The following is a 19,907-nucleotide window of genomic DNA, read 5'->3' as shown; positions in this document are numbered from 1 at the left end:
GCCTGGGTATGGCTAATTACTAATTTGACGATTCCAGTAATTCCCAGTATTTCTCCACCATGATTCCCTTGTACTCATCCAGGTGTTCCTGATTTTCCCGGATCAATGCAGTCAGTACACGCACTGCCTCCCGCACTGCAGTCTCCAAACTTTCCCCATTTAACAGTTTTCCAGTCATAACCGTAGAAAAAATATCCCCGCTTCCAGCAACACGCACCGGAAGATACATAAACGACACACGGAAATACTGGTTCAGCCTGTGATCATAACCGCAGACCAGATGCTCTCCCGTCTCCGAGTCCTGCGCACTGGTAATCACCACGGACTTTCCAGAAAGTCGGTGAAGTCCATTCATCAGTTCCTGCAATTCTCCCGCCGTGGCAGTCTCCCGTCCCGGACAAATTCCTGTCAAGAAACCAGCTTCCGTCATGTTCGGAACCATCACATCCGAATAGCTGACCAGCTTTCGCATGGCAGCCACACGCTCCATGCCAATCCCATTATACAACTTTCCGCCATCTGCCATAATCGGATCCACCATCACCAGACGTTCCTTCGGCTTCCTACTTTTGATATAATCCCCGATCAGTTCTACCTGCTCCTCAGAAAGTACAAAACCAGTACAGATACAATCCGGATCAAACCCAAGCTCGTCCCACACCTTGATCGTATCCCGCATATAATCCGTCATATCCTGAATACGGAACTTTCCAAAATCCAATGTGTTGGAGACCACTGCAGTTGGTACCTGATATGGGAAATGACCCATACGGGAAAAAAGCGGCACCATAGCCGCAAGTGCCACCTTTCCATAACCGGGAAGATCATTGAAAAGGACAATGCGTTTGGGGTGATGATTCAACTCACTCCGAAACTGCCTTGTCATTTCTGCCTGTTCTCTGACTCCTGCTGTCTTATTGTCCATCTATATGTGTTCCTCTCTGCGGATTTTCTCCAGTAACCCGGTGCATCCCGCCATAACATCCTCAAATGTCGCATCAAAATCACCCGTATACCACGGATCCGCCACATCGCGCCCGCTTCCCGCAAACGTCAAAAGCTTATAAATCTTCTGGTCTTTATCTGTGCCACCTGCAATCCGTGTCATATTTCGGATATTCGCCGTGTCCATACCGATCAGATAATTGTAATACCGGTAATCCTCCGCCGTCATCTGACGCGCATGGTGCTGGATTAACGGGATGTGTTTCTGACGCAATTTCTCCACCGTGCCGTAATGCGGCGAATTGCCGATTTCTTCGCGGCTGGTAGCCGCGGAATCGATCTCGAACTGATCGGCGAGACCGGACTGGGTGACGAGGTGGGTGAAAAGGCTCTGGGCCATTGTGGAGCGGCAGATGTTGCCGTGGCAAACAAATAATACTTTAATCATCTTTTTATATCTCCATTTAAATCTTGTATTTCTTCTCAAACGCTTGATATTTCAGGGTTTTCCGACTTTTGAGTTTTCCTTTCTTTTCAAGGTATCTTCTCAAATCTTCTCGTATTTTCTTGTGTTTTTCCCTGCAATCTTGGTAAATCCGTTGGTAAAGCAAGCGTCCTTACCAACGGGCTTTTTTAACTATTCGCTATCCGATATACTTCTTCCTTTGCATCATCAAAATTCACATGGGTGTAAGTGTTCAAGGTTACACTGATGTCTGCGTGACCCATGATATACTGCAAGGTTTTCGGATTCATCCCGGATTTTGCCATATTAGAGCAAAAGGTGTGCCTGCATACATGAGGGGTAACTTTCGGCATCTGGATACGGTAAATCCTGTTGTATTTCTGAATGATATGCTCCATGTACTTCTCCCAGTGAAGGGCAACCATCGGCATATCGTTTTTATCCAAAAATAAAAATCCAGCGTATCCTTCCACCATCGGTTCAACTTTTGGTGTCTTTCGGTTGGCAATAATTCTGCGAAAACACGCTGCGACAGCTTCCGTCATCGGCACATAGCGAATACCTTTGTCAGTTTTTGGTTCTTCAATTACATACTGCATCTGTGCAGTACGCTGTAACTGATGGTCTACCTTAATACGCATTTCTCCAAACTCAATCTCCGAAATCGTCAGCCCACAGAACTCTGAAATACGAAGCCCTGTGTGAAAAAGAATATAGATTGCATCATAGTATCTGCTGAAATGCTTATCCTCCTGAATAAACTTCAGCAAATCTCTCTGCTGCTTTCGGGTAATCGCTTCTCTGGTAACAGAATCATTAACAATGACGGATGCCAGCTCAAATTCAAATGGATTTTTGCGAAGCAGGTCATCATCTACTGCCATCTGAAATGCTGGTCTGAGAACTCCCCGGATCGAATGGATGGAACTGTATCCTCGTCCATCAATTTGTTGGAGCTTAATCAACCATGCCTTTGCGTCTGACAAACGCACCTTATCAATTCGCAGATTCCCAAAACTCTCTTTTTTCAGCATATTGATGACCGTTTTATATCCGGCAACCGTATTGTGACGAACTCCTGTTTTCAATGAAACATACTTTTCTACCAGTTCCAAAACAGTATAGTTGCCACCGTTGGTTACGATACGGTCAAACAAATCCGCTTCAATCTGTTTTTCTTTCTCACGCAGGGAAGGCTCCCGCTTCTTTCCTTTTGGCATTGGGTCATTCTTGTCCAAACGCCAACTGTATACATTTTTCTCTTTTCCGTCCTCATCAATATAGCGGAACCGATACCTCCCATCTTTACGCTGGTACTCGCCCTCTCGCAAAATCCGATTACGGTTATCTCGTCTTTTCTCACTCATCGTGAACTCTCCTTTCAAAAAAGAGAGCCAGACTTGCGCTCTTATCATAGCACAAATCCAGCTCTCCGCATAGTTATATCATGTGAAATCGGTAAATCTGTCAGCTCTGTTTACACAGCAGTAGCCTGATCCAGATACCTCTCAAATTTCTCACGCTTAATGAGGGCACGATTGCCGTTCATCACATAAAAATCCTCATTGGGATGTGTGTCAATAAGCGTTCTCAATTTTCCTTCGCCGATATGATAATATCTGGCTGCTTCCTCAATGGTAAGCGTATATCTACGCCACACCGGAACATCCGAGTAATTTTTTCCTTCAATATTCATCTTATTATTCGCCATAGGCAGTTATCCTCCATACATGAAAATAGCCAGACAGAGGGTGTCGGCAACGAAGTCCGGCAACGGGCTTCAAAAGACCTTGCAAACAATCTCAATCTGGCACTACTTACTATTTATACTTTTCTTTTATTTTTCTGTTGTTTTGGTTGTTATAAGGGAGAAAAGCTGATAGTTTCGGGGTTTTCCCCGGCAACCGGCTTGACAACGGGATAGCAACAGGGGATGCAACGGGCTGTCATTTTCAGAATGGAAGCTCCATCTGTTCTGTGACCTCCACAAAACCGTCCATCGTTTTTTCAGACGGGTTGCTGGAGTCCGTTGCCGGGTTTTCACGCTCCCAGCCCTTTTGTCTGCCATATTCGGAAAACATTCTTGGGTTCGGGAAGTACCGCCAGCCGGTAATGCACTGGTTCATAATCTCGTTGATTTCCCGGATTTCCCATTGCTTCGGCTCGTCAAAGGTGTGGTTCAAGGCTTCCTTGTAAAGCTGCTTGGAACAGACCATGCTCCCGGTGTACTTATCAAGATACGCCTGTATCATTCCGGCTTTGGTGTCCTCCGGCATAAAATCCCGCTGGTGTTCTTTGAGATACCGCTGCATGGTGGGGCTGAAAGCCAGCTTGAACCTGCCGCTTCGGTAAATCTCCATAGCTTCTGCCCACATCTGCTCGATATAGGCTCTGGAAGCGGCTTCGTCCTCCAAAATGTGAACCTCCGCCTGCTCCGGGTACACCATGACCGGGATAAAACGGCGGTTGCCTGAACGGTCAAGGGGCAGGAAGTCAAGGGCATTGGAAGTGCCGCCAAACACGCACTGACGGGGGCGGTCTGCCGGGTGGGTTTCATAGGGTATCTTGTAAACCTCTTTCTGCCGGCTTAAAAACGACTTGATTTCCTCAATGCTCTTGGCGTTGGCGGTTGCCATCATTTCCGACATTTCGATAATCCAGTGACCTTGCAGCTTACGGTACACATTGTCATCGTCCAGCTTCCGCAAATCATCGGAGAACCACTCGTCCCGGACTGCCAGCAGACGGAAGAAGGTGGACTTGCCAGCCCCCTGACCTCCGACCAGACAGAGCATGATTTCAAACTTGCACCCCGGCTGAAAGGCTCGTGAGATAGCGCCCATCAGGAACAGCTTCAACGCTTCATAGGTGTAATCATCTGCGTCAGCTCCCAGAAAGTGCCGTAGGCAGAAGCGGATTCGCTCTGTCCCGTCCCACACAAGGGAACTTAAATAATCCCGGATGGGGTGGTACTTGTTTTCATTCGCCACAATCCCGATGGCGTTATCAATCTTTTTCTCATTGGTAAGCCCGTAGGTTTCTTCCAGATAGAGAAGCAGATATTTCATGTCCGTATCGTTTAAGGCGGTGCTGTCCCTGTGGAAGCCGATGGGCTTTATGATGTCCTTGCGGTCGGTCAGGATGTTGTATGCGATAGCCCCGGAAAGCAGCGGGTCACGCTGGAATACGGTCAGGCAGTTCCGTATGCTCTGACGGACACCGCCTTTCTCGGTGGTTTCCAGCCCCGCCTTGATTTCCTCAATGCTCTGGGGCGGCTGCATGGCGTTCATGGTGTTTTTTAGTTCTTGCTGCGTCTGCGGCTGCAAGCTCTGCCATTCGCTGTTCAAGCTGTATCACATCCTTTCCGTATTCCGTAATCAAAGCCGCTTTTTCCTCTGTTTCCCCGAACAGCAGCACATCCAGCAGATATTCCACATGGTCTTGCTTCTGTAAGGCTTCCACAAACCGGGGATGAAAGACTTCCTCCGGGGAGTGCGGGGCATATTCCTTTCTCCACACTCGGAGTAGGTGGAGATAATCGGCAAGAATACGGAAGCAGCGGTTTTTTGCTTCCTGAAACTGTTCCTCCGGGGATTTCTGCCGGGGCTTGGGCTTTTTTGCTTTTCCCGGCGGTTTCCAGTCCTCATAGGAAAGCCCGAAGTCCTGTGCCAGCTGTACGGCGGCTTCTTTCTTTCCCAGCCCATACAGGGCGGCGGCAAAATCAATCACATCCCCATCCGCACCGCAGCCGAAGCAGTGGTAACGCCGATCCAGCTTCATGCTTGGGGTTTTATCATGATGGAACGGGCAGCAAGCCATCCCGTTCCGCCCTACATGGATTCCATAATGCTCCGCAGCCTGTCTGGTTGTGACGGACTGCTTCACAGCTTCAAATACATTCAAATCTATCCCTCCTTGAAAAAAGAAAAAAACACCTGACATTCTCTGATTGAAAATGGCAAGTGCCTGTTAAAGTTCCATATCCTGTTGTCTGTGTTTCGCCTGTGCCGGGGCGGTTCTTTGTGCTTTTTTCTCGTCTGCCTTATCCTGCAAGACTTCCTTGATGGGCTGCTTCCTGGGCGGCTCTTTGCTTTCCTCTGTGCCGGGTGTGGCTTTCCGTACCCAGTAGCGGATGTCCCGCAGCTTCTTCAAATCAGCCTGTACCTCGATCAGAGGTGTTTTCAGGGCTGCAATTTCTTCCAGAAGCGTTTCCTGCTCCTCTTGCAGCTTCTTTTGGGTGCTGTCCTTATCGTCCGGGTGCTTGGCAAGGTAGGCGGCGGCTTTCGCATACCGGGCAACCTCCGGGTGTTCCTGGTTGAATTTCTCCTTTGTTTTCTTAAAAAATATCTTCTGGTACTTCTCATAGACAGGCTTACATTCCTTGCAGTCTGTCCGGGCAGAAAGCAGTCCGTCAATCACTTTGCTTCGGGCTTCCTTTGGCTTCATCTGACTGCGGTAATCTGCGGCTGATTTCCCGGAAGATTCCAGAAAGGCTTCCAAGTCCTCCACAGTGGAAAGCCCCTTTTGCCGGAGATAGGACAGGGCTTCGCTGACTGCCTTTAAGTCCTGTGAAGTCCCCCGATTTTGTCCAGCCCTCGTCCAGTCCTTCCGTTCTTCCTTTCGTATCTCCATATATTTCATCAGTAGATTGGGAAGAAGTGTCGCTTCCTCCGCCGCCTTTTGTGCAAGCAGTTCTTTCCGTTTTTCTCCCAGCTCGGTAATCCAGCCTTTGAGGTTTTGGATAAGCTGCCGGATGGACTTCATCAGGCGGTTGGCGGCTCTGATTTCCCGGTTCAGGTTGCCGATATTCGTCTGGATACCTCGCTTTTCCATCTGCCGGACAGCAGCACCCTCATGGACAGTAGGGATAATATCAAGCCCCTGTCTGGCATAGGAACGCAAGTCCACACGCTCCGGGCGATCATTGGCTTCCAGATAGCGGTTCTGGATGACCTCCCATTCATGCCGCCAGATTTCACAATACTTCTGGTCGTTCCAGTCCACCGTATCCTCCTTGTGGCTTTTCCACCTGCCGGATGGCAGCTTTATCCGTTCCCCGTTCTCGTCAAGGTCATAAACCTTGCGGCTCTTGGAAAGCCATTTCCCATGTTCGTCCATTGCCCTCATAGTGAGCAGGACATGGGCGTGAGGATTGTGTCCCGGCGGGTGGGTGTCATGGATGGCAAAGTCAGCAATCATGCCTTTGGAAACAAACTGTTGCTGGCAGAACTCCCGGACAAGGACAGCGTACTGGTCAGGCGGTATCTCTCTGGGAATGGTAAGCACCCACCGCCTTGCAAGCTGGGAGTTCCATTGTTTCTCCACAGCTTCGGCGGCGTTCCATAAAGTATTGCGGTCTGCATACTCCGGCGGGGCATTTGCCGGGAGCAGGATTTCATTGTGGACGATACCTCGCTTTTCTGGGTAGTGCTTCACTTCTTGGTCGTATTCACAGAACAGCTTTTCGCCGCTCTGGTAGGCAGCGGCGGCAACCGCAGACTGCTGTTGGCTACGCTGAACAATCGAGATTTCGTTGTGTGGACAGGGCATTTCGTATCCCTCCTTTCTATGCTTGGTGGATGGGGTGGCGTTTTACCACCTCATTTTGGGCAGAAAAAAAGCAGGAGACCTTTTTCAGATTTCCTGCTCGGTGTGCCGCTGTGTAAGCGGCGGGTATTTAGTTGTGAAAGTTCGGGACAAGTTGACCCGATGTGTGTAGAATAACAAACTGGATTTATTTTTCTTTACATTTTATGCCGTAATTTCCCCTACTACCATTTTCGTAGCCCCTATATATTTCATATCTTTTTCCATTTATCTCCACTTCGTCATCGTTAATAAATGTATAAGACTTACCATTTTCTTCACAATACTTTGAAATTGCTTCCATAGTTTTTGCAAGAGTTGGGTAATTGGCACTATCCTCATAAGGAACCCAAAAAGCTTTTTTAAACATATAAAATACCTCCTTCTAATTTGTTAAGTAATCCACGAATTTTCAAAGCGTTATAAAATAATAATATCATACAGCTTCGCAAAAATCCACTTATAACTTCAAACTTGTCGGCTGGGAACAGCTTGCAACGCAAGGTGTCCCCAGATGGCAAGTCCACAAAAGGGTAGCTGGTGGTAGCCAGCGCAGGGGAAGCGTAGCGTCCCCTGTATGATTTGGAGCAGACCATGACTGCGGAAAATCACAGCCCTCCGGCGAGGAGCCTTCGGAGAACGCAATGCACCAACCTCTGGGTGGTGTATAATTGCGCCCTTAGTAAACTAAGGGGTTTCTGGCTTCTTCCGTTCCAGCAGTTTTTTCAATAATTCCTGCGTGTCCTGCCTGTGAAAAATGATTTTGAGCAACACCTTGACATCATCATCTGTCAGGCGTTCCGGCTCTTGCAGAAAACTTTCCAGCATACCGCCACGGATACAGAGCCGGTGCGTCCGTTCCTTTCGGGTAAGCTGCTTCAACTGGTGCTGCAACGCCTTTTCATCATTGATGGCTTTCCGCAGTTTCTTTTCGCTTTTTTCCAACTCCCGGTTGAGCTTTTCCAGCTTTGAGGTATCAGGCAAGGGCAGCGTTCTCCTTTCCCGGTATCAGCACATAAATCCTGTTTGGTTCTCCAATGCCCTGACGCACCCGCATGATAAGCCCGGCGGTTTCCAGTTCATTCAAAGAACGCTTGACCGTCATGGGGCTGCGGGACAGGACTGTAGCAATGGCTGTGACAGGGAAGCAGACAAACAGGATTCCATTTTCGTCCTCCTGCCCTTTGGACAGCATAGCGTCCAGCATCCGGCAGTACATGACCTTTGCGGTGCTGCTGACTGGAAATCCTGTCAACGCTCTGGGAAAGGGCATACAGGGCGGCAATGGTGTGTCTATCGTCATAAATTCAAAATTCATTCGGTGTGTTCCTCCTTTTTCTTTGCTCGTTTGGATAAATAACGGGGGCAGTCAATCACAACCGCCCGGAAGCTCTGCCTGCACCCGTGCTGGCATTTCCGGCATAATTCGTTGTAAGTGACACGCCCCCGGTCATTGAGGTAAAAGGAAAGCTCAAGCTTCCTCTTTTTGCTCATTCTCGGCATATTGCGCTTCCTCCCGTTTTAGTGTATGGTTTCGGGGCGATTTTCGGCAAAATTACGCTCATAGAGCCGCTTAAAATCTCCCGAATTATCAGCGATAGGGTAGACTATCCCCCTATCCGATTGTCGTGTTTCGGTATCATTTCGGTGTCAGTTCGCCAGTTCTCCCCGGTGTCGTTCCTCCCCTGAATCTCACAGCGGCGTATCGCTCCCTTTGGTATGCTCGTTTCGGTCAGGGTTCCTCCACATCCCTGCCAAAAGTCATGGCACTACATCGCCGGGGAAGCATATCCCACACAGGCTGGTCATTCGATTGGAATAATCCATCGATGAACTACCTGTATCATAGAACATTTTTGTGCCCTATGCCGTATGTCCACAAAGTAGGAATTAGGGGTAAAAATCAGAAATTTCCACGATTGCGGAATTGATATGGTATAATCAATTCAACGGTTATAAATGTTGTCAGAAGGGGGAACTGCTTCAATGAACGGAGCTACTACAATACAGGAACGGCTAAAAGATTTACGATTAAACAAAGGATTAAAACTGGAAGAACTGGCTGAGCAAACGGGTATTTCAAAATCGGCTCTTGGCAGTTATGAAAAAGATGACTATAAGGAAATCAATCATGGCAACCTTATCCTGCTGGCAGATTTTTATGGGGTGTCCCTCGATTATCTCTTTTGCCGGACAGAGAACCGGGCGGAGATCAACACGCCATTAAGGGAGCTGCATTTGAGTGATGAGATGGTAGCACTTCTGAAAAGCGGTCGGATTAACAACCGTCTGCTGTGCGAACTTGCCACCCATAAGGACTTTATCAAGTTTCTTGCGGATATTGAGATTTATGTGGATGGGATTGCCACCATGCAGATTCAGAACCTCAACGCCCTTGTCGATACCGTCCGGCATGAAATCATTGAACGGTATCGCCCTGGCGAAGACGACCCCCATTTGAAAGTGTTGCAAGCCGCCCATATCAGTGATGATGAATATTTCAGCCACATGGTTCTGGATGACCTCAATCTCATTATCCGGGATATTCGGGAAGCCCATAAAAAGGACAGCGAGAGTGCACCCCAGACCACCGTTGCTAATGAACTGAAAGAAAATCTGGAAGCGGTCGAAAATTTCAAGGGCAGCCGGGATGAAAAGCTGGTTGTTCTTTACTGCAAGCAGCTTGGTATCAACTATAAAAATCTGTCAGACGAAGAATTTCGCTGGCTGATTCGGATTCTCAAAAAATCAAAGAAAATGGGAACGCCTATTAGCCAGAGGAAAAAACGGTAAAGAAAAACCGCTGTTGCATGGTTTGTTGGCTTCCATGTAGCAGCGGTTTTTGCTGGGATTATTCAGTTGAATTTTTAGAACGACACTGGAAGTTGTTTATCCAAAATGAAATGGAATAACCATATCAAGTAAAACTGCAAGAACTATACTAATTGTTCCCATTAGCACAGAACTTTTCAATGTGTCCCTCCTCAAAACAGTAAGTCCGATGATAAAGACTATCAATTCTAAAACAGAGCGTGCTTCGAAATATCCCCATCCATATACGAAAGTCATGTTAAACAATACTGCTAAAATCAATACTGATAGCATAAATGCAGGTCTGCTTTTTCCTTTCGCATACCAACAGACAAATGCCAAGAACGGAGAAATCATGGTAAAGCCAAACCAAATCATAGCGTAGCTTCTTGGGAAAAATCCTGCGACATAGTTTGAATACAAATAGTAACTTGCAACCATGCCAGCAAAAAACGCAAAAACATTAACACTTGCTCTTGTTGCAGAATTACTATAAATAGAAATACACAGTGCAATCAATACCCAAATTTCAAAACGCCCAAGGAAATTATGAACATCTAATGCCCCATCTATTGCCATAAGCACACTTGGCAGTTCAGTTTGACGAAAATCCAAAAATTTTGAAAAAGTCCCCAAAGCTATTCCAAGGAACAATACAGCTATGGTATTTATAATTTTTCTATTACCAGATATAGGATTTTCGGCACTCCTTATATCATTCAAAAACTTGTTCATAGGCATCTCCCAATTCTAATTTAACAGTAATCATTCTATCATACCGTTATGAATAAATCATCTCATGCAAAACAATTTCTTCTGCCCGGTTGTGAATGTTATTGCAACGCTGCACCCATTCCATTTGAGAAGTGCGCTTTAATTCCTCTGTCACGCCCTCGACAGCTTTCATCTGCTCCATGATGGTGGCTAACCGTTCCTGTGCTTGTTCGTTCAGGTCTGCAAGGTATGTCCATAACTCCCCGGTCAGTGTCAATGTGTTCAATCTGGCTGGGTGGGCTTCTCTTAAATATTCCCGGTGTAGCCGTCCATACTTTCCAATGGGGCGGTGTTCCTCCGGCAGTTTCAAGTCTGGGATGTAGTAATCCCCAACAAGGATATAATCAATTCCGTTTTCCGTTATTCTTGATTTCAATTCGCCCATGTTTTAATCTCCTCATTCTGGCTCATTTTTTTGCAAGTCTGGCTCTCCAGAAATATTGGTAAATCTTTGGTAAATTTGAGACTGAAACACAAAAAACGCTTAAAAACGGGGCTTATGAGACGATTTGAGATTTTTCATCATGCCCGGTAAATCCTGCCGTGACAGATGAAAAGCACTTTTATCATAATCTCTATATTCCTCCATAAGCCTCAAAAACACTGATATTACAGGGTTTTTCTGGCTTTCGGCTTTTCTTTATTTTTTCATAAGTCTCTATAAATCTATGTAACTACACCACCAAGTGGTGTAATAAATGGTGTAGTAAATGTAAGATACTACCACCATATTTGCTATTTATCCAACAGCAAAACCCCTGTCTTTTTTTGCTTCAGGGGAATGGCGGAACTGTGAGATTTCCGCCATCTGCTCCGCAGCGTGTGCGTAGCTTGCGTGGGTGTAAACATTTAGTGTCACGCCCGCATCCGAGTGACCCATCAGGTACTGGAGGTCTTTAATATCCATGCCGTCGTTTGCATAGTTCGTGCAGAAGGTGTGCCGGAACACATGAGGGGTGATATGCGGCAGAGGGCTGTCCGAATGAAGCTTCTTGTATTTCTTCATCGCCCAGCGCATCTCGTTTTCAATGTGTAATGCTACTTTGGGATTCCCGTTCTTGTTCAGCATGATGAAGCCGCTGTAGCCGTCTACCATAGGTTCTGTCTTGATCTCAGGGCGGCGCTCCAGCATCTTTTTCAAAGAGTCATACACCGTTTCATTCATCGGCAGAAAGCGGCGTCCGCTGCTCGTCTTGGTCTCCTCAACATAGTATTTTCCGCCACGCTCACGAATCAGCTGGTGATCCACACGGATTCTGCGATTTTTGAAATCCAGATCTTTTTGGGTCAGACCGCAGAACTCGCTGACTCTCATGCCGGTTTCCAAAAGTACCACGAACTCATCGTAGTATTTGCAGTAGGTATTGTCTTTCTCGATGAAATTCATCCAGATTCCCAAGTGTTCCTCAGTGAGTGCAACTCTCGGTACCGTATCATTAACTACTACATCCGTCAGTTTGAAAACAAACGGATTCTTTCTGACAGCATCCTCATCGTAGGCCATCTGAAACGCTGGTTTGATAACACCTCGCACACTGCTGATGGTACTAAAGCCTCTGCCATCCTTTTGCAGCTTTGCAAACCACTGTTTCGCATCCGATACTTTGACGGTGCTGATTTTGCGGTAGCCGAAATCTTCTTTCCTGACCAGATTCAAAACAAACCGATAGCCGACTTGTGTATTGTAGCGCACACCTTTCTTCAAGCTGATGTACTTCTCCAACAGCTCAATGACCGTAATTTGTCCTGCTTCATAGTCAATTCCTTCGTCAATCTGCTTCTGAATTCCCTTTTCTTTCTGACGAAGCTCCTGCTTTCAGGATACGCCCTTTATGATCTTTCCGCTTTTCGCTCAATTTCGATCTCCTTTCTTTCAAAAGGAGTCTCGATGTGACACCTACATTGTATCACACCAAGACCTCTTTTTCTATTATTGTTCTACAGATATTAGATGGAAAACACCTGCTCAATAAATTTGTCAAATAGGCGTTTTTTGATCAGTCGCTTGTTGCCTACCCAAAGAACAAAATTGCAGTTCCTGTCGTTGGTAATCTCACGCAGTTTACCGGTTCCAATGCCGGAATACGCTGCCGCTTCTTCCAATGTCAAATTTGCTTTTTCCCAAATAGGAATTTCTTTCATACAATGCCTCCATCTCTATATCCAAGTGGCAAAGTGGCAGGCTTTGGGTTCTATAAAACCTTTGCCGCTTCACGTATTTGCCGGTTCTCTGTTTATTCCCTGAACCAGATCCACCAGTCTTTTCCCTGACGCTCACTTGCGATTTTATCTCCCATAGAATTTCTTGCCATACGCATCGTGCGCTCAGAAATTCCTCGTTCTGCTGCTTCCTTATTGATCTCTGCAATGGAAACTTTTCTGCCCTCAGACAAAAACTCATCTATCAGCTTCACCGCCTGTTCCTGCTTCAGCTCCGTCTTGCTGCCCTCACCACCGGCAAGCAGATCTTCTGCGCTGATGTCATAGGCTCCAATCCAACGGAAGCCCTTTTCATCTCCCAGAGAAAATGCCAAGGACTGCCCAGGCGGGGCCAGAGAACTTTTCTCATGGACAATCACCCGGGTGGTCGGATCTGTCTTTACCTTGCCGATAAACAACAAGCTTCTCACCACAGCAGTAATGTCAATAGAACCAAGTCCACGGTAGGTGCTTTGGCTGCCTGCTGCCTTATTCAGATGACCGATCATCACAATGGCGCAGTTGGTAGCTTGTGCCACATCGACCAGCCTACGGAAGATCGGGCGTACCTCATTTGCCCGGTTCATATCCACATTGGCTCCAAGAAAAGCCTGTAATGGATCAATGATAACCAGACGGGCATGATTCTCTCTGATTGCATTTTCAATACGCTCATCTGCCAAGGTCAGCGGATTGTCCGCATCGTCAATAACCAGCACTCGCTCCAGATCCGCCTCAGCTGAAAGCAACCTCGGCTTTACCGTATCCCCCAGACCATCCTCGGCTGTCTGAAAAATCATATTGAATGATTCAAAAGGCTCCATCTGAGACAGAAACTTTCGGTTGGTGCAGGCTGCCGCAAGCTGCATGGCAAAGAATGTTTTCCCCTCGCCGGGGTTGCCCTGAATAATCGTCTGCTTTCCAAATGGGATGTAGGGATACCAAAGCCATTCCACCTCTGTTTGCTGAACCTCGCTCATACGAATCATGGGAACCGCTTTCTTTTCCGATTCCCCACGCAGCATGATCCTTCGGGAAATATATTTTCTGTCAGGCAGCTTGTCCTTTTGTTTCAGAACTTCGTTCCAGTCTTTCTCGCATGGGGTCAGACGAATAACCATCATATATTCGGGAATACTTTCTAACAGACGGTTTACGGCATCATTACCGGCTTTATCCGAGTCGGTGCAGATATAAACGTTTTCTATATTCTTGCGTTCAGAAAGAAACCCTTCCAGCGCCTTCGCTCCCACACCACCCAAGGACAGATAATTTCGCATTTTCCAATCATTCGGGTACAGCGCAATAAAGGACATCAGATCAATCGGCGCTTCAAACACAAACAGGCTTTTTCCATCGCTGCGATAGGCAAAATTGTGGGACTTGTCCGAACCTTGCACATCCATACGAAAAGAACCTTCCGTCCCTTTGCAGTGGGCATAACGGGGAATCCCCGTTTCATCCTTTCCTACAAACACGATGTTGTGGTGCCGGGCATCCTCATAAATCAGTCCTTCCTTATAGAACTCCTGAACCAGTTCTTCCGGGATGTTTCGCTGACGGAGATAGGCCATCGCTCTTGCAACATATCGGTTTCTTGGCGGAAGTCTGAAATCTTCCGAAGGAGCTGCGACGCCGTTGTTTGCCGGTGCTTCTCCAATCAGTAAAAGCATTGCTTCCGGGAAGGTTTTTCCAAAGAACTCCATTACAAATTCAACAGGGTAGCCTCCTTTGCTCTGGCTATGGCGGAACCATTTATTTCCCTGAATGGTCAAACTGTCATGCCGTTTCCATCGGTACTCATTTCCGCTTTTTGTGACCTGCTCACCATGTGAGCATAAAAATTCTTTCAAATCAACCTGGTTCGCACGGTCAATTTGTTCTTGCGTATAATTCATATTCCACCTCCCGCCTACAATACAGTTTCTGTTTTTTTGGCTTTATTGTGGTGCGGCATTTCAGGATGATTTTCACGCATTGCCTGATCCACATCACCCTTAATCTGATACTGCATCGTCAGATCCTTTTGCAGCAGCTTATATTCCTGATATTCAGCTTCTCGCTGTGCCGACAGGTCGGAAAATTCTTTCTGCCAGGCATCCAGAGGAAAAGGATCTTTTTCAAAGCCACTCTCTTTCAGTTTTCGCTTTACCATATAAAACCGGTGAAGCTCACCTTCGTGTTCCGCCTTATACTTCTCCTTAGCTCTGGTAAAACGATATTTTTCTTTCTTCATTTCATCCAAGACCGCTTTAACGCAGCATAGGTCTTTGCATCCTCCATCAGCTGCTGAAGCTCTTTCAAACGAGTCTGTTTCCAGTGCATGGAAGATTTTCTGCTCTCCACCGTTTCGCTAACAGAAGAAAGATGTTTTTCAAAATCGCTGAGCGTCAGAACCCCTCGCTGTTTCAGATAATCGCACTCATTCATAAAACGCTTCAGATTATTTTTCTTCGCTTTGGCTTTTCCTCGGGCATACCTCATTGCGGTTTGATTGCGCAAAGCATGAACATCACTGAGCAACTGAGCAAGGTAAACTTCCTGCGGCTCTTTCAGAATTTCCTTTGCTTCCGCCAGCCACTCTTTCAGTGCCGCAAGGGTGGCTTGTATATTGCGGATCATCCGGTTGGTAGCTTTGATCCAGCGATTCAATTCGCCTTTTTCCGTGCGGATGCCTTTCTTTTCCATCTTGCGAACGTGCGGCCCTTCGTGGACAGTTGGAATCAAATCCAGTCCCTGGTCCACATAGGAACGATGATCAATGCGGCAGTCCAGCCCTTTTTCTTCCAATCGGGCATTGACCATATCTGCCCAGGCTTTACGCCATAAGTCCAGCGTTTCCGGCTTGCCCCAATTTGTGGTTGGAACAGCATCGAAAGCCCAACTGCCATCTTCTTTTTTGATTCGGTTGCCATCCTTGTCCAAATGATAAACCCGGTGTTGTTTTGCTCCCCAGATTCCGTCAGCGTTCAGCGGACGAATGGGAACCAGAACATGAAAATGTGGGTTGGGAATGCCGCCGTCTCCCCGGTCAGGCTGATGTACCGCAAGATCGCAAATCATGCCGTCAGAAACAAAGTATTTCTGTACAAATTCTCTTGCCAGTGCGATGTTCTCATCTAAAGAAAATTCATTTTGCAGAGCCATGTCAAAGCTGTAGGCAAGCTGTGCCTTGTAATGTTTTTCAATTTGCTCCACTTCATTCCAGAGGGTGTGCCTGTCAGAAAATCTTTCAGGCGCATACTCCGGAAGCATAATTTCCGAAAGAATCACGCCGCCTTTCTTGGTATAATCGTGGGTTTCTCCATCCCAGAGATTGTGCAGTTTCTCACCGGCACGATAGGCAGCGCTGGCAACGGCGGTTCGCCCCTCGCTGCGTTTAATCTGCTCTACATGGAAGTGATACAATGCCATTAGCGATCACCTCCCGCATTATGGTTCTGCACAGCGGTGCCCACCAATTCCTGCACCGCAGGCAGCGCAAAAACCTGTTCCATCAGAGAGTAAAACTCTACTCTTGTCAGGGAGTCTGCCTCTCTGGAAATGCTTTGTATGGCACCACCCATATTGCAAAGATGGTGCGTGCGCTGGCGGTCGGCTTTCTTTTCCAGATACCGCTTGCGATTTTCCAGAAGCTGAATTTTGTTTTCATACTGTTTTACCTTCAATCGTGCAGCATCTAATTCCGCCAAAGTTTTTTCTTTGTTTTCCATTTTTCTTTCGCTCCTTGTCTTTTATTCATCCTTGCCCAAAGCAAGGTATGTAAAAAGAAATAGGCGGTAGCCGCAAGAGTTATCTCTTGCCCGGAATGTAATTCCGTAATATGTGAATGTGTTCAGACACAGGAGCATTTACCTTCGGAGAACGCACATACCGGAATGGAATAACCGGTATAGAAGTGCGCCCTTAGTTCCTAAGGGAAGGTGGCTTGCTTTAGCTTTGAGAAAAGTATAATGGATTTTGAAGCATCATTTTATTGCCTCGTAGGTATAGAGTAAGTTCATTTGTACAGTGCCTTTTCCAGATTTTTATGACCTTGTACAGAGGAACTTCCACTGTGGTGCGCTCTCGACAAAATGCTCAATCTACGATGAATAATAATTTTTAGGGCAAAAGAAAAGCACCCAACCGCTGAAGTTGGATGCTTCCTATCAATTACATTGAATTATTTCGTTTTTTGAAAACATACAGTTTTATAAACGCCAAACAGTAGACGAACAGATAATGTCTGCTTAGGAGTAGACCCGATACGACATCGGGAAGTGGCATCTAATGCTTAAAAATGCTTGGAAATACAAGGTTTTTCAGCATTTCAAATCCCATCTGATACTACGCTGTGATAGCTAATTCAGAGGGATTTTACACCGTCCGATTGGCTCGAAATTAGCAAGTCTTTCGATTTTTGGTGGACGTTGCAAGTGCAAGTAAATGTCACTATGTAACTTCTCGTGATGCGAAATGATAGGAAATCCTATTCATTCTCGTGTGAGGGTGCGGGTGTCCTTAGACACAGATTTCAGTCTGTTTTATATATCATTTCAAAATGAATTTTTCAACCAGAATTATTAAGAATTTCAAAGGTTTTTCAGACTCAATGATTCTATGTAATTTAGACCCGCCGAAGCAGGTCTTTTTTTATTTCAGCATAATCTCTCTATCCTCAGCGCCGAGCATATAAGCACCCTTGGCAAAAGCATCCCTTGCAAGAAGCTCTGCTACATCAACCCTATCGAACAGCATCCATATTTCTTTCTCTTTCGGAGTCAGTTCATGGCTATGGTCAAACAAATGCTCAAGTCCCAATCCTTCAAGCAATGCCGACTTTGCTGCTTTGTATTCCTCAGCTCTGCCAACATATTCGTCGTTCCTTTCCTTGGAAAATGCCTCGATATTGTCAGCTCTCAGATGCTCGTAATACTCGTCCATAAAGATTCTATCCATACTCGTTGACCTCCATAACAAAAAAATAAGGGCAGACCCTTTTACAGCTATTGTAGCTATGTAAAAGGATCTGCCCTTGCAGTTACTATAATGTTTTTGCCAGCGACTTCAGGAGTGCTGCCATTTCCGGATTTTGCAGAAGCTTCAGAAGAAGTTCTTTATCATCAGCGGAGCTTTCCGTTGCGGCTGGTTGAACCGGCTCAGGCGTTGCCTGTCTGCCTGAGTAGAACGCAGCTTCCATTCTTTCAGCGTTCAGTCTGCGGTCATCGTCGATGATATGGGAGTAAACATCCGCTACCATCTTGACCTGTGCATGACCGGAATCGCCTTGAACGGATTTCATATCGCCGCCGTTCAGCTTCAGCTTGTAAGTGATACTGGAATGTCGGAGACTATGGAAAACCACTTTCGGCAGTCCCTTCTCCTCAATCAGCTTATTGAAAGCACGGTTGATAACCTGCCCCTCAATCGGCTTGCCATTGGAAGAACAGAAAACCAGATTGAAGTCTACGAACTCGTCACCGAAAAGGTCTTTCAGTTCTTCGATGTCAGCCTTTCGCTGTACCAACATTTCCGCTACGGTTTTCGGTAAGAACACCTTGCGGACACTTGTTTTGGTCTTAGGAGTTTTGAGAACCAATGCGGTATGCGTACTGGCGAAGGTCGGTGGGAACTTGAACATGATGTCCTTACCGTCCAGATCTGCCATCGCTTCACGATTTACTCTCTGCAACTCCTTTTCAACGAAGATGCTTGCCTGACCAAGTTCAATACTGGTGGGGGAAATGTCAATACAGTCCCAGGTAAGCCCCAGAAGCTCGCCCATTCGCAGGGAACAGGAGAAGGCAAGGTTAATAGCCAGACGAAGAATATCATCGTCACAGGCTTCCAGAGCCTTCTGGAGCACTTCTGCTGTCCAGATATCCCTGGTCTTGTGTTCTTCTTTCGGCAGCGTAGCGTGCTCCACAGGGTTTCTGGTCATCAATTCCCACTTGACCGCTTGATTGAAAGCATTTCGCAATGTCTTGTGAACCTCTCGGACAGTATGCGGAGTCAGATATTCTGTACGGGCTTTTACATACTTAGAAGAAACCGCTTTGACAGAAAGCAAATCTCGGTAATACTTGTCCATGATTCTCGGCGTGACATCCTCCAGCTTCATATCACCGATGAGGGGACGAATATAGTTTGCAATCAGGCTCTTTCTGCTTTCATAGGTAGACATCGCCCAGGTGTTCACACCATAGATTGACATATACTCATCCAAAAGATCATTGACGGTTTTAGCAGAAGGGGGAATAAAGGTTCCGGACTCCTGCTCATATTCAACCTGCAACTTCCTTTTCTTTGCTTCGGCATTCGTTTCAAAGGTTTCCCACTTCTGACGCTTGTTGCCGTTCTCATCGGTGTATGTATAAACCACAGAATACTTCTTTTTTCTCTTAACGATAGATGCCATGTAATCAGCTCCTTTCCTGTCTATCTTCCGCTAACTGGTAGCGGGTCTGATTGTGATACCATTTTTCAAAGCTCTCTTTGGTAGCTCGCTTATACCTGCCAACCTTGATAAGCTCAAAATCTTCATTGGCAACGATATAGTAAATGGTCTGACGATGTACCCCAAGCATTCTTGCCATTTCCGGCAGACCGTAGGTGGATGCCATAATATCTGCATCCAGTTCCTGATCCTCTACCGTGCGGTAATCGGTTTGAGAAGCATACCATCTTTCAAAGCTCTCCTTTGTCACTCTGCGCTTGCCCAGGACATCGACCACATCAAAATGCCCTTTGGCAACCAGTTCGTAAGCAGTCGCTTCTTTCAGCCCAAGGCGCTGTCCAAGCTCCTCCATTGAATATGTAGTTTTCTTCAATTCCTCGCCGGGAGGGGTTCCATCGACCTTCTGGTATTTGAACTGATTGGCATACCATTCTTCAAAGCTGTCGATCATCACCCTCATGGTGTTGCCGACAAGAATGGTTTTGAAGTAATTCTTCTTAATGAGCCAGTATGACTCCGTTTTACCAAGACCGAGCATCCTGCCCATTTCCAGAACAGACATACTCGTGCGTTTTCTCATTTCCGCCATCGTACAACCTCCTATGTAAAAAATGTAGCCATGTGTTTCTTGTCATGGCTACATTTTATCGAACTCTCAATATGTTTTGAAGTTTGTCGCCGGGTTGT

At 46.5% G+C, this 19,907-nt stretch carries 23 protein-coding genes; 1 reads left to right on the top strand and 22 read right to left on the bottom strand.

Features of this window, described 5'->3' with window-relative positions; translation table 11 throughout:
* Positions 1-19: 19 nt before the first annotated feature.
* The 11 genes from DXB18_RS15140 to DXB18_RS15085 form a co-directional block, all read right to left on the bottom strand.
* On the bottom strand, positions 20-925 hold the full coding sequence (locus tag DXB18_RS15140) for a PfkB family carbohydrate kinase (protein WP_243103548.1): 906 nt from the start codon (positions 923-925) through the stop codon (positions 20-22).
* Entirely contained in the window at positions 926-1,393 is a 468-nt protein-coding gene (locus DXB18_RS15135) for a low molecular weight protein-tyrosine-phosphatase (protein ID WP_118708723.1), read from the bottom strand.
* A 185-nt stretch (positions 1,394-1,578) separates the two neighbouring features.
* Positions 1,579-2,778: a site-specific integrase gene (locus DXB18_RS15130; RefSeq protein ID WP_066562017.1), complete on the bottom strand. Its 1,200-nt coding sequence runs from the start codon at positions 2,776-2,778 to the stop codon at positions 1,579-1,581.
* Between the two features lie 110 nt (positions 2,779-2,888).
* Positions 2,889-3,122, bottom strand: a complete 234-nt coding sequence (locus DXB18_RS15125; RefSeq protein WP_004612442.1) for an excisionase — start codon at positions 3,120-3,122, stop codon at positions 2,889-2,891.
* Between the two features lie 241 nt (positions 3,123-3,363).
* Positions 3,364-4,701 (bottom strand): virulence-associated E family protein, encoded by a 1,338-nt coding sequence (locus DXB18_RS15115; protein WP_117963072.1) that lies wholly within the window; start codon positions 4,699-4,701, stop codon positions 3,364-3,366.
* Positions 4,670-5,314 carry a CHC2 zinc finger domain-containing protein gene (locus DXB18_RS15110; RefSeq protein WP_020994021.1) on the bottom strand — a complete coding sequence of 215 codons (645 nt, stop codon included), beginning with the start codon at positions 5,312-5,314 and terminating at the stop codon, positions 4,670-4,672. Before DXB18_RS15110 ends, DXB18_RS15115 begins: the two co-directional genes overlap by 32 nt.
* 66 nt (positions 5,315-5,380) lie before the next feature.
* Positions 5,381-6,961 carry a MobQ family relaxase gene (gene mobQ / locus DXB18_RS15105; RefSeq protein WP_117496762.1) on the bottom strand — a complete coding sequence of 527 codons (1,581 nt, stop codon included), beginning with the start codon at positions 6,959-6,961 and terminating at the stop codon, positions 5,381-5,383.
* 184 nt (positions 6,962-7,145) lie between these two features.
* Positions 7,146-7,367 (bottom strand): DUF4318 domain-containing protein, encoded by a 222-nt coding sequence (locus tag DXB18_RS15100; protein WP_002596507.1) that lies wholly within the window; start codon positions 7,365-7,367, stop codon positions 7,146-7,148.
* A 317-nt stretch (positions 7,368-7,684) separates the two neighbouring features.
* On the bottom strand, positions 7,685-7,981 hold the full coding sequence (locus DXB18_RS15095) for a DUF3847 domain-containing protein (RefSeq protein WP_008703759.1): 297 nt from the start codon (positions 7,979-7,981) through the stop codon (positions 7,685-7,687).
* Positions 7,974-8,315: a DeoR family transcriptional regulator gene (locus DXB18_RS15090; protein WP_008703761.1), complete on the bottom strand. Its 342-nt coding sequence runs from the start codon at positions 8,313-8,315 to the stop codon at positions 7,974-7,976. Before DXB18_RS15090 ends, DXB18_RS15095 begins: the two co-directional genes overlap by 8 nt.
* Positions 8,312-8,500 carry a hypothetical protein gene (locus DXB18_RS15085; RefSeq protein WP_118025125.1) on the bottom strand — a complete coding sequence of 63 codons (189 nt, stop codon included), beginning with the start codon at positions 8,498-8,500 and terminating at the stop codon, positions 8,312-8,314. Before DXB18_RS15085 ends, DXB18_RS15090 begins: the two co-directional genes overlap by 4 nt.
* Positions 8,501-8,983: 483 nt before the next feature.
* Between DXB18_RS15085 and DXB18_RS15075 the strand changes: the two genes are divergently transcribed.
* Entirely contained in the window at positions 8,984-9,790 is an 807-nt protein-coding gene (locus tag DXB18_RS15075) for a helix-turn-helix transcriptional regulator (protein WP_002594811.1), read from the top strand.
* Between the two features lie 96 nt (positions 9,791-9,886).
* Here the strand turns inward: DXB18_RS15075 and DXB18_RS15070 are convergent, their stop codons facing one another.
* The 11 genes from DXB18_RS15070 to DXB18_RS15025 form a co-directional block, all read right to left on the bottom strand.
* The gene (locus tag DXB18_RS15070; RefSeq protein WP_090140868.1) at positions 9,887-10,543 is read right to left on the bottom strand and encodes a hypothetical protein; all 657 of its coding nucleotides are present in this window, start codon (positions 10,541-10,543) and stop codon (positions 9,887-9,889) included.
* Between the two features lie 46 nt (positions 10,544-10,589).
* Positions 10,590-10,967, bottom strand: coding sequence for a TnpV protein (locus DXB18_RS15065; protein WP_090140870.1), 378 nt, complete (start codon positions 10,965-10,967; stop codon positions 10,590-10,592).
* Positions 10,968-11,321: 354 nt separating this feature from the next.
* The gene (locus tag DXB18_RS15060; RefSeq protein WP_243103538.1) at positions 11,322-12,287 is read right to left on the bottom strand and encodes a tyrosine-type recombinase/integrase; all 966 of its coding nucleotides are present in this window, start codon (positions 12,285-12,287) and stop codon (positions 11,322-11,324) included.
* A 242-nt stretch (positions 12,288-12,529) separates the two neighbouring features.
* Positions 12,530-12,724, bottom strand: coding sequence for an excisionase (locus tag DXB18_RS15055; protein ID WP_118708721.1), 195 nt, complete (start codon positions 12,722-12,724; stop codon positions 12,530-12,532).
* A gap of 92 nt (positions 12,725-12,816) precedes the next feature.
* The gene (locus tag DXB18_RS15050; protein WP_118708719.1) at positions 12,817-14,679 is read right to left on the bottom strand and encodes an AAA family ATPase; all 1,863 of its coding nucleotides are present in this window, start codon (positions 14,677-14,679) and stop codon (positions 12,817-12,819) included.
* A 14-nt stretch (positions 14,680-14,693) separates the two neighbouring features.
* Positions 14,694-15,017 (bottom strand): hypothetical protein, encoded by a 324-nt coding sequence (locus DXB18_RS16630; RefSeq protein ID WP_243103533.1) that lies wholly within the window; start codon positions 15,015-15,017, stop codon positions 14,694-14,696.
* The gene (gene mobQ / locus DXB18_RS15045; RefSeq protein WP_243103530.1) at positions 15,014-16,195 is read right to left on the bottom strand and encodes a MobQ family relaxase; all 1,182 of its coding nucleotides are present in this window, start codon (positions 16,193-16,195) and stop codon (positions 15,014-15,016) included. Before mobQ (DXB18_RS15045) ends, DXB18_RS16630 begins: the two co-directional genes overlap by 4 nt.
* Complete coding sequence (locus DXB18_RS15040; protein ID WP_118708717.1) at positions 16,195-16,494, bottom strand: DUF3847 domain-containing protein; 300 nt, start codon at positions 16,492-16,494, stop codon at positions 16,195-16,197. Before DXB18_RS15040 ends, mobQ (DXB18_RS15045) begins: the two co-directional genes overlap by 1 nt.
* 922 nt (positions 16,495-17,416) lie before the next feature.
* On the bottom strand, positions 17,417-17,722 hold the full coding sequence (locus DXB18_RS15035; RefSeq protein ID WP_002304425.1) for a hypothetical protein: 306 nt from the start codon (positions 17,720-17,722) through the stop codon (positions 17,417-17,419).
* An 85-nt stretch (positions 17,723-17,807) separates the two neighbouring features.
* The gene (locus tag DXB18_RS15030) at positions 17,808-19,181 is read right to left on the bottom strand and encodes a site-specific integrase (protein ID WP_002304423.1); all 1,374 of its coding nucleotides are present in this window, start codon (positions 19,179-19,181) and stop codon (positions 17,808-17,810) included.
* A 4-nt stretch (positions 19,182-19,185) separates the two neighbouring features.
* Positions 19,186-19,809, bottom strand: a complete 624-nt coding sequence (locus DXB18_RS15025) for a helix-turn-helix domain-containing protein (RefSeq protein ID WP_002304420.1) — start codon at positions 19,807-19,809, stop codon at positions 19,186-19,188.
* Between the last annotated feature and the right edge of the window lie 98 nt (positions 19,810-19,907).

This window comes from Clostridium sp. OM02-18AC, from assembly GCF_003481825.1.
In the GTDB taxonomy this organism is placed as follows: Bacteria; Bacillota; Clostridia; order Lachnospirales; family Lachnospiraceae; genus Brotaphodocola.
Note: the sequence above shows the minus strand (reverse complement) of the source record. Positions and strands in the feature narration are given on the sequence as shown.

What these genes read in the sequence shown, in the direction of transcription:
- DXB18_RS15140 (WP_243103548.1), bottom strand. Translation starts at nt 925, where the DNA reads ATGGACAATAAGACAGCAGGAGTCAGAGAACAGGCAGAAATGACAAGG.
- DXB18_RS15135 (WP_118708723.1), bottom strand. Translation starts at nt 1,393, where the DNA reads ATGATTAAAGTATTATTTGTTTGCCACGGCAACATCTGCCGCTCCACA.
- DXB18_RS15130 (WP_066562017.1), bottom strand. Translation starts at nt 2,778, where the DNA reads ATGAGTGAGAAAAGACGAGATAACCGTAATCGGATTTTGCGAGAGGGC.
- DXB18_RS15125 (WP_004612442.1), bottom strand. Translation starts at nt 3,122, where the DNA reads ATGGCGAATAATAAGATGAATATTGAAGGAAAAAATTACTCGGATGTT.
- DXB18_RS15115 (WP_117963072.1), bottom strand. Translation starts at nt 4,701, where the DNA reads ATGAACGCCATGCAGCCGCCCCAGAGCATTGAGGAAATCAAGGCGGGG.
- mobQ (WP_117496762.1), bottom strand. Translation starts at nt 6,961, where the DNA reads ATGCCCTGTCCACACAACGAAATCTCGATTGTTCAGCGTAGCCAACAG.
- DXB18_RS15100 (WP_002596507.1), bottom strand. Translation starts at nt 7,367, where the DNA reads ATGTTTAAAAAAGCTTTTTGGGTTCCTTATGAGGATAGTGCCAATTAC.
- DXB18_RS15090 (WP_008703761.1), bottom strand. Translation starts at nt 8,315, where the DNA reads ATGAATTTTGAATTTATGACGATAGACACACCATTGCCGCCCTGTATG.
- DXB18_RS15085 (WP_118025125.1), bottom strand. Translation starts at nt 8,500, where the DNA reads ATGCCGAGAATGAGCAAAAAGAGGAAGCTTGAGCTTTCCTTTTACCTC.
- DXB18_RS15075 (WP_002594811.1), top strand. Translation starts at nt 8,984, where the DNA reads ATGAACGGAGCTACTACAATACAGGAACGGCTAAAAGATTTACGATTA.
- DXB18_RS15070 (WP_090140868.1), bottom strand. Translation starts at nt 10,543, where the DNA reads ATGAACAAGTTTTTGAATGATATAAGGAGTGCCGAAAATCCTATATCT.
- DXB18_RS15065 (WP_090140870.1), bottom strand. Translation starts at nt 10,967, where the DNA reads ATGGGCGAATTGAAATCAAGAATAACGGAAAACGGAATTGATTATATC.
- DXB18_RS15055 (WP_118708721.1), bottom strand. Translation starts at nt 12,724, where the DNA reads ATGAAAGAAATTCCTATTTGGGAAAAAGCAAATTTGACATTGGAAGAA.
- DXB18_RS15050 (WP_118708719.1), bottom strand. Translation starts at nt 14,679, where the DNA reads ATGAATTATACGCAAGAACAAATTGACCGTGCGAACCAGGTTGATTTG.
- DXB18_RS16630 (WP_243103533.1), bottom strand. Translation starts at nt 15,017, where the DNA reads ATGAAGAAAGAAAAATATCGTTTTACCAGAGCTAAGGAGAAGTATAAG.
- mobQ (WP_243103530.1), bottom strand. Translation starts at nt 16,195, where the DNA reads ATGGCATTGTATCACTTCCATGTAGAGCAGATTAAACGCAGCGAGGGG.
- DXB18_RS15040 (WP_118708717.1), bottom strand. Translation starts at nt 16,494, where the DNA reads ATGGAAAACAAAGAAAAAACTTTGGCGGAATTAGATGCTGCACGATTG.
- DXB18_RS15035 (WP_002304425.1), bottom strand. Translation starts at nt 17,722, where the DNA reads ATGGATAGAATCTTTATGGACGAGTATTACGAGCATCTGAGAGCTGAC.
- DXB18_RS15030 (WP_002304423.1), bottom strand. Translation starts at nt 19,181, where the DNA reads ATGGCATCTATCGTTAAGAGAAAAAAGAAGTATTCTGTGGTTTATACA.
- DXB18_RS15025 (WP_002304420.1), bottom strand. Translation starts at nt 19,809, where the DNA reads ATGGCGGAAATGAGAAAACGCACGAGTATGTCTGTTCTGGAAATGGGC.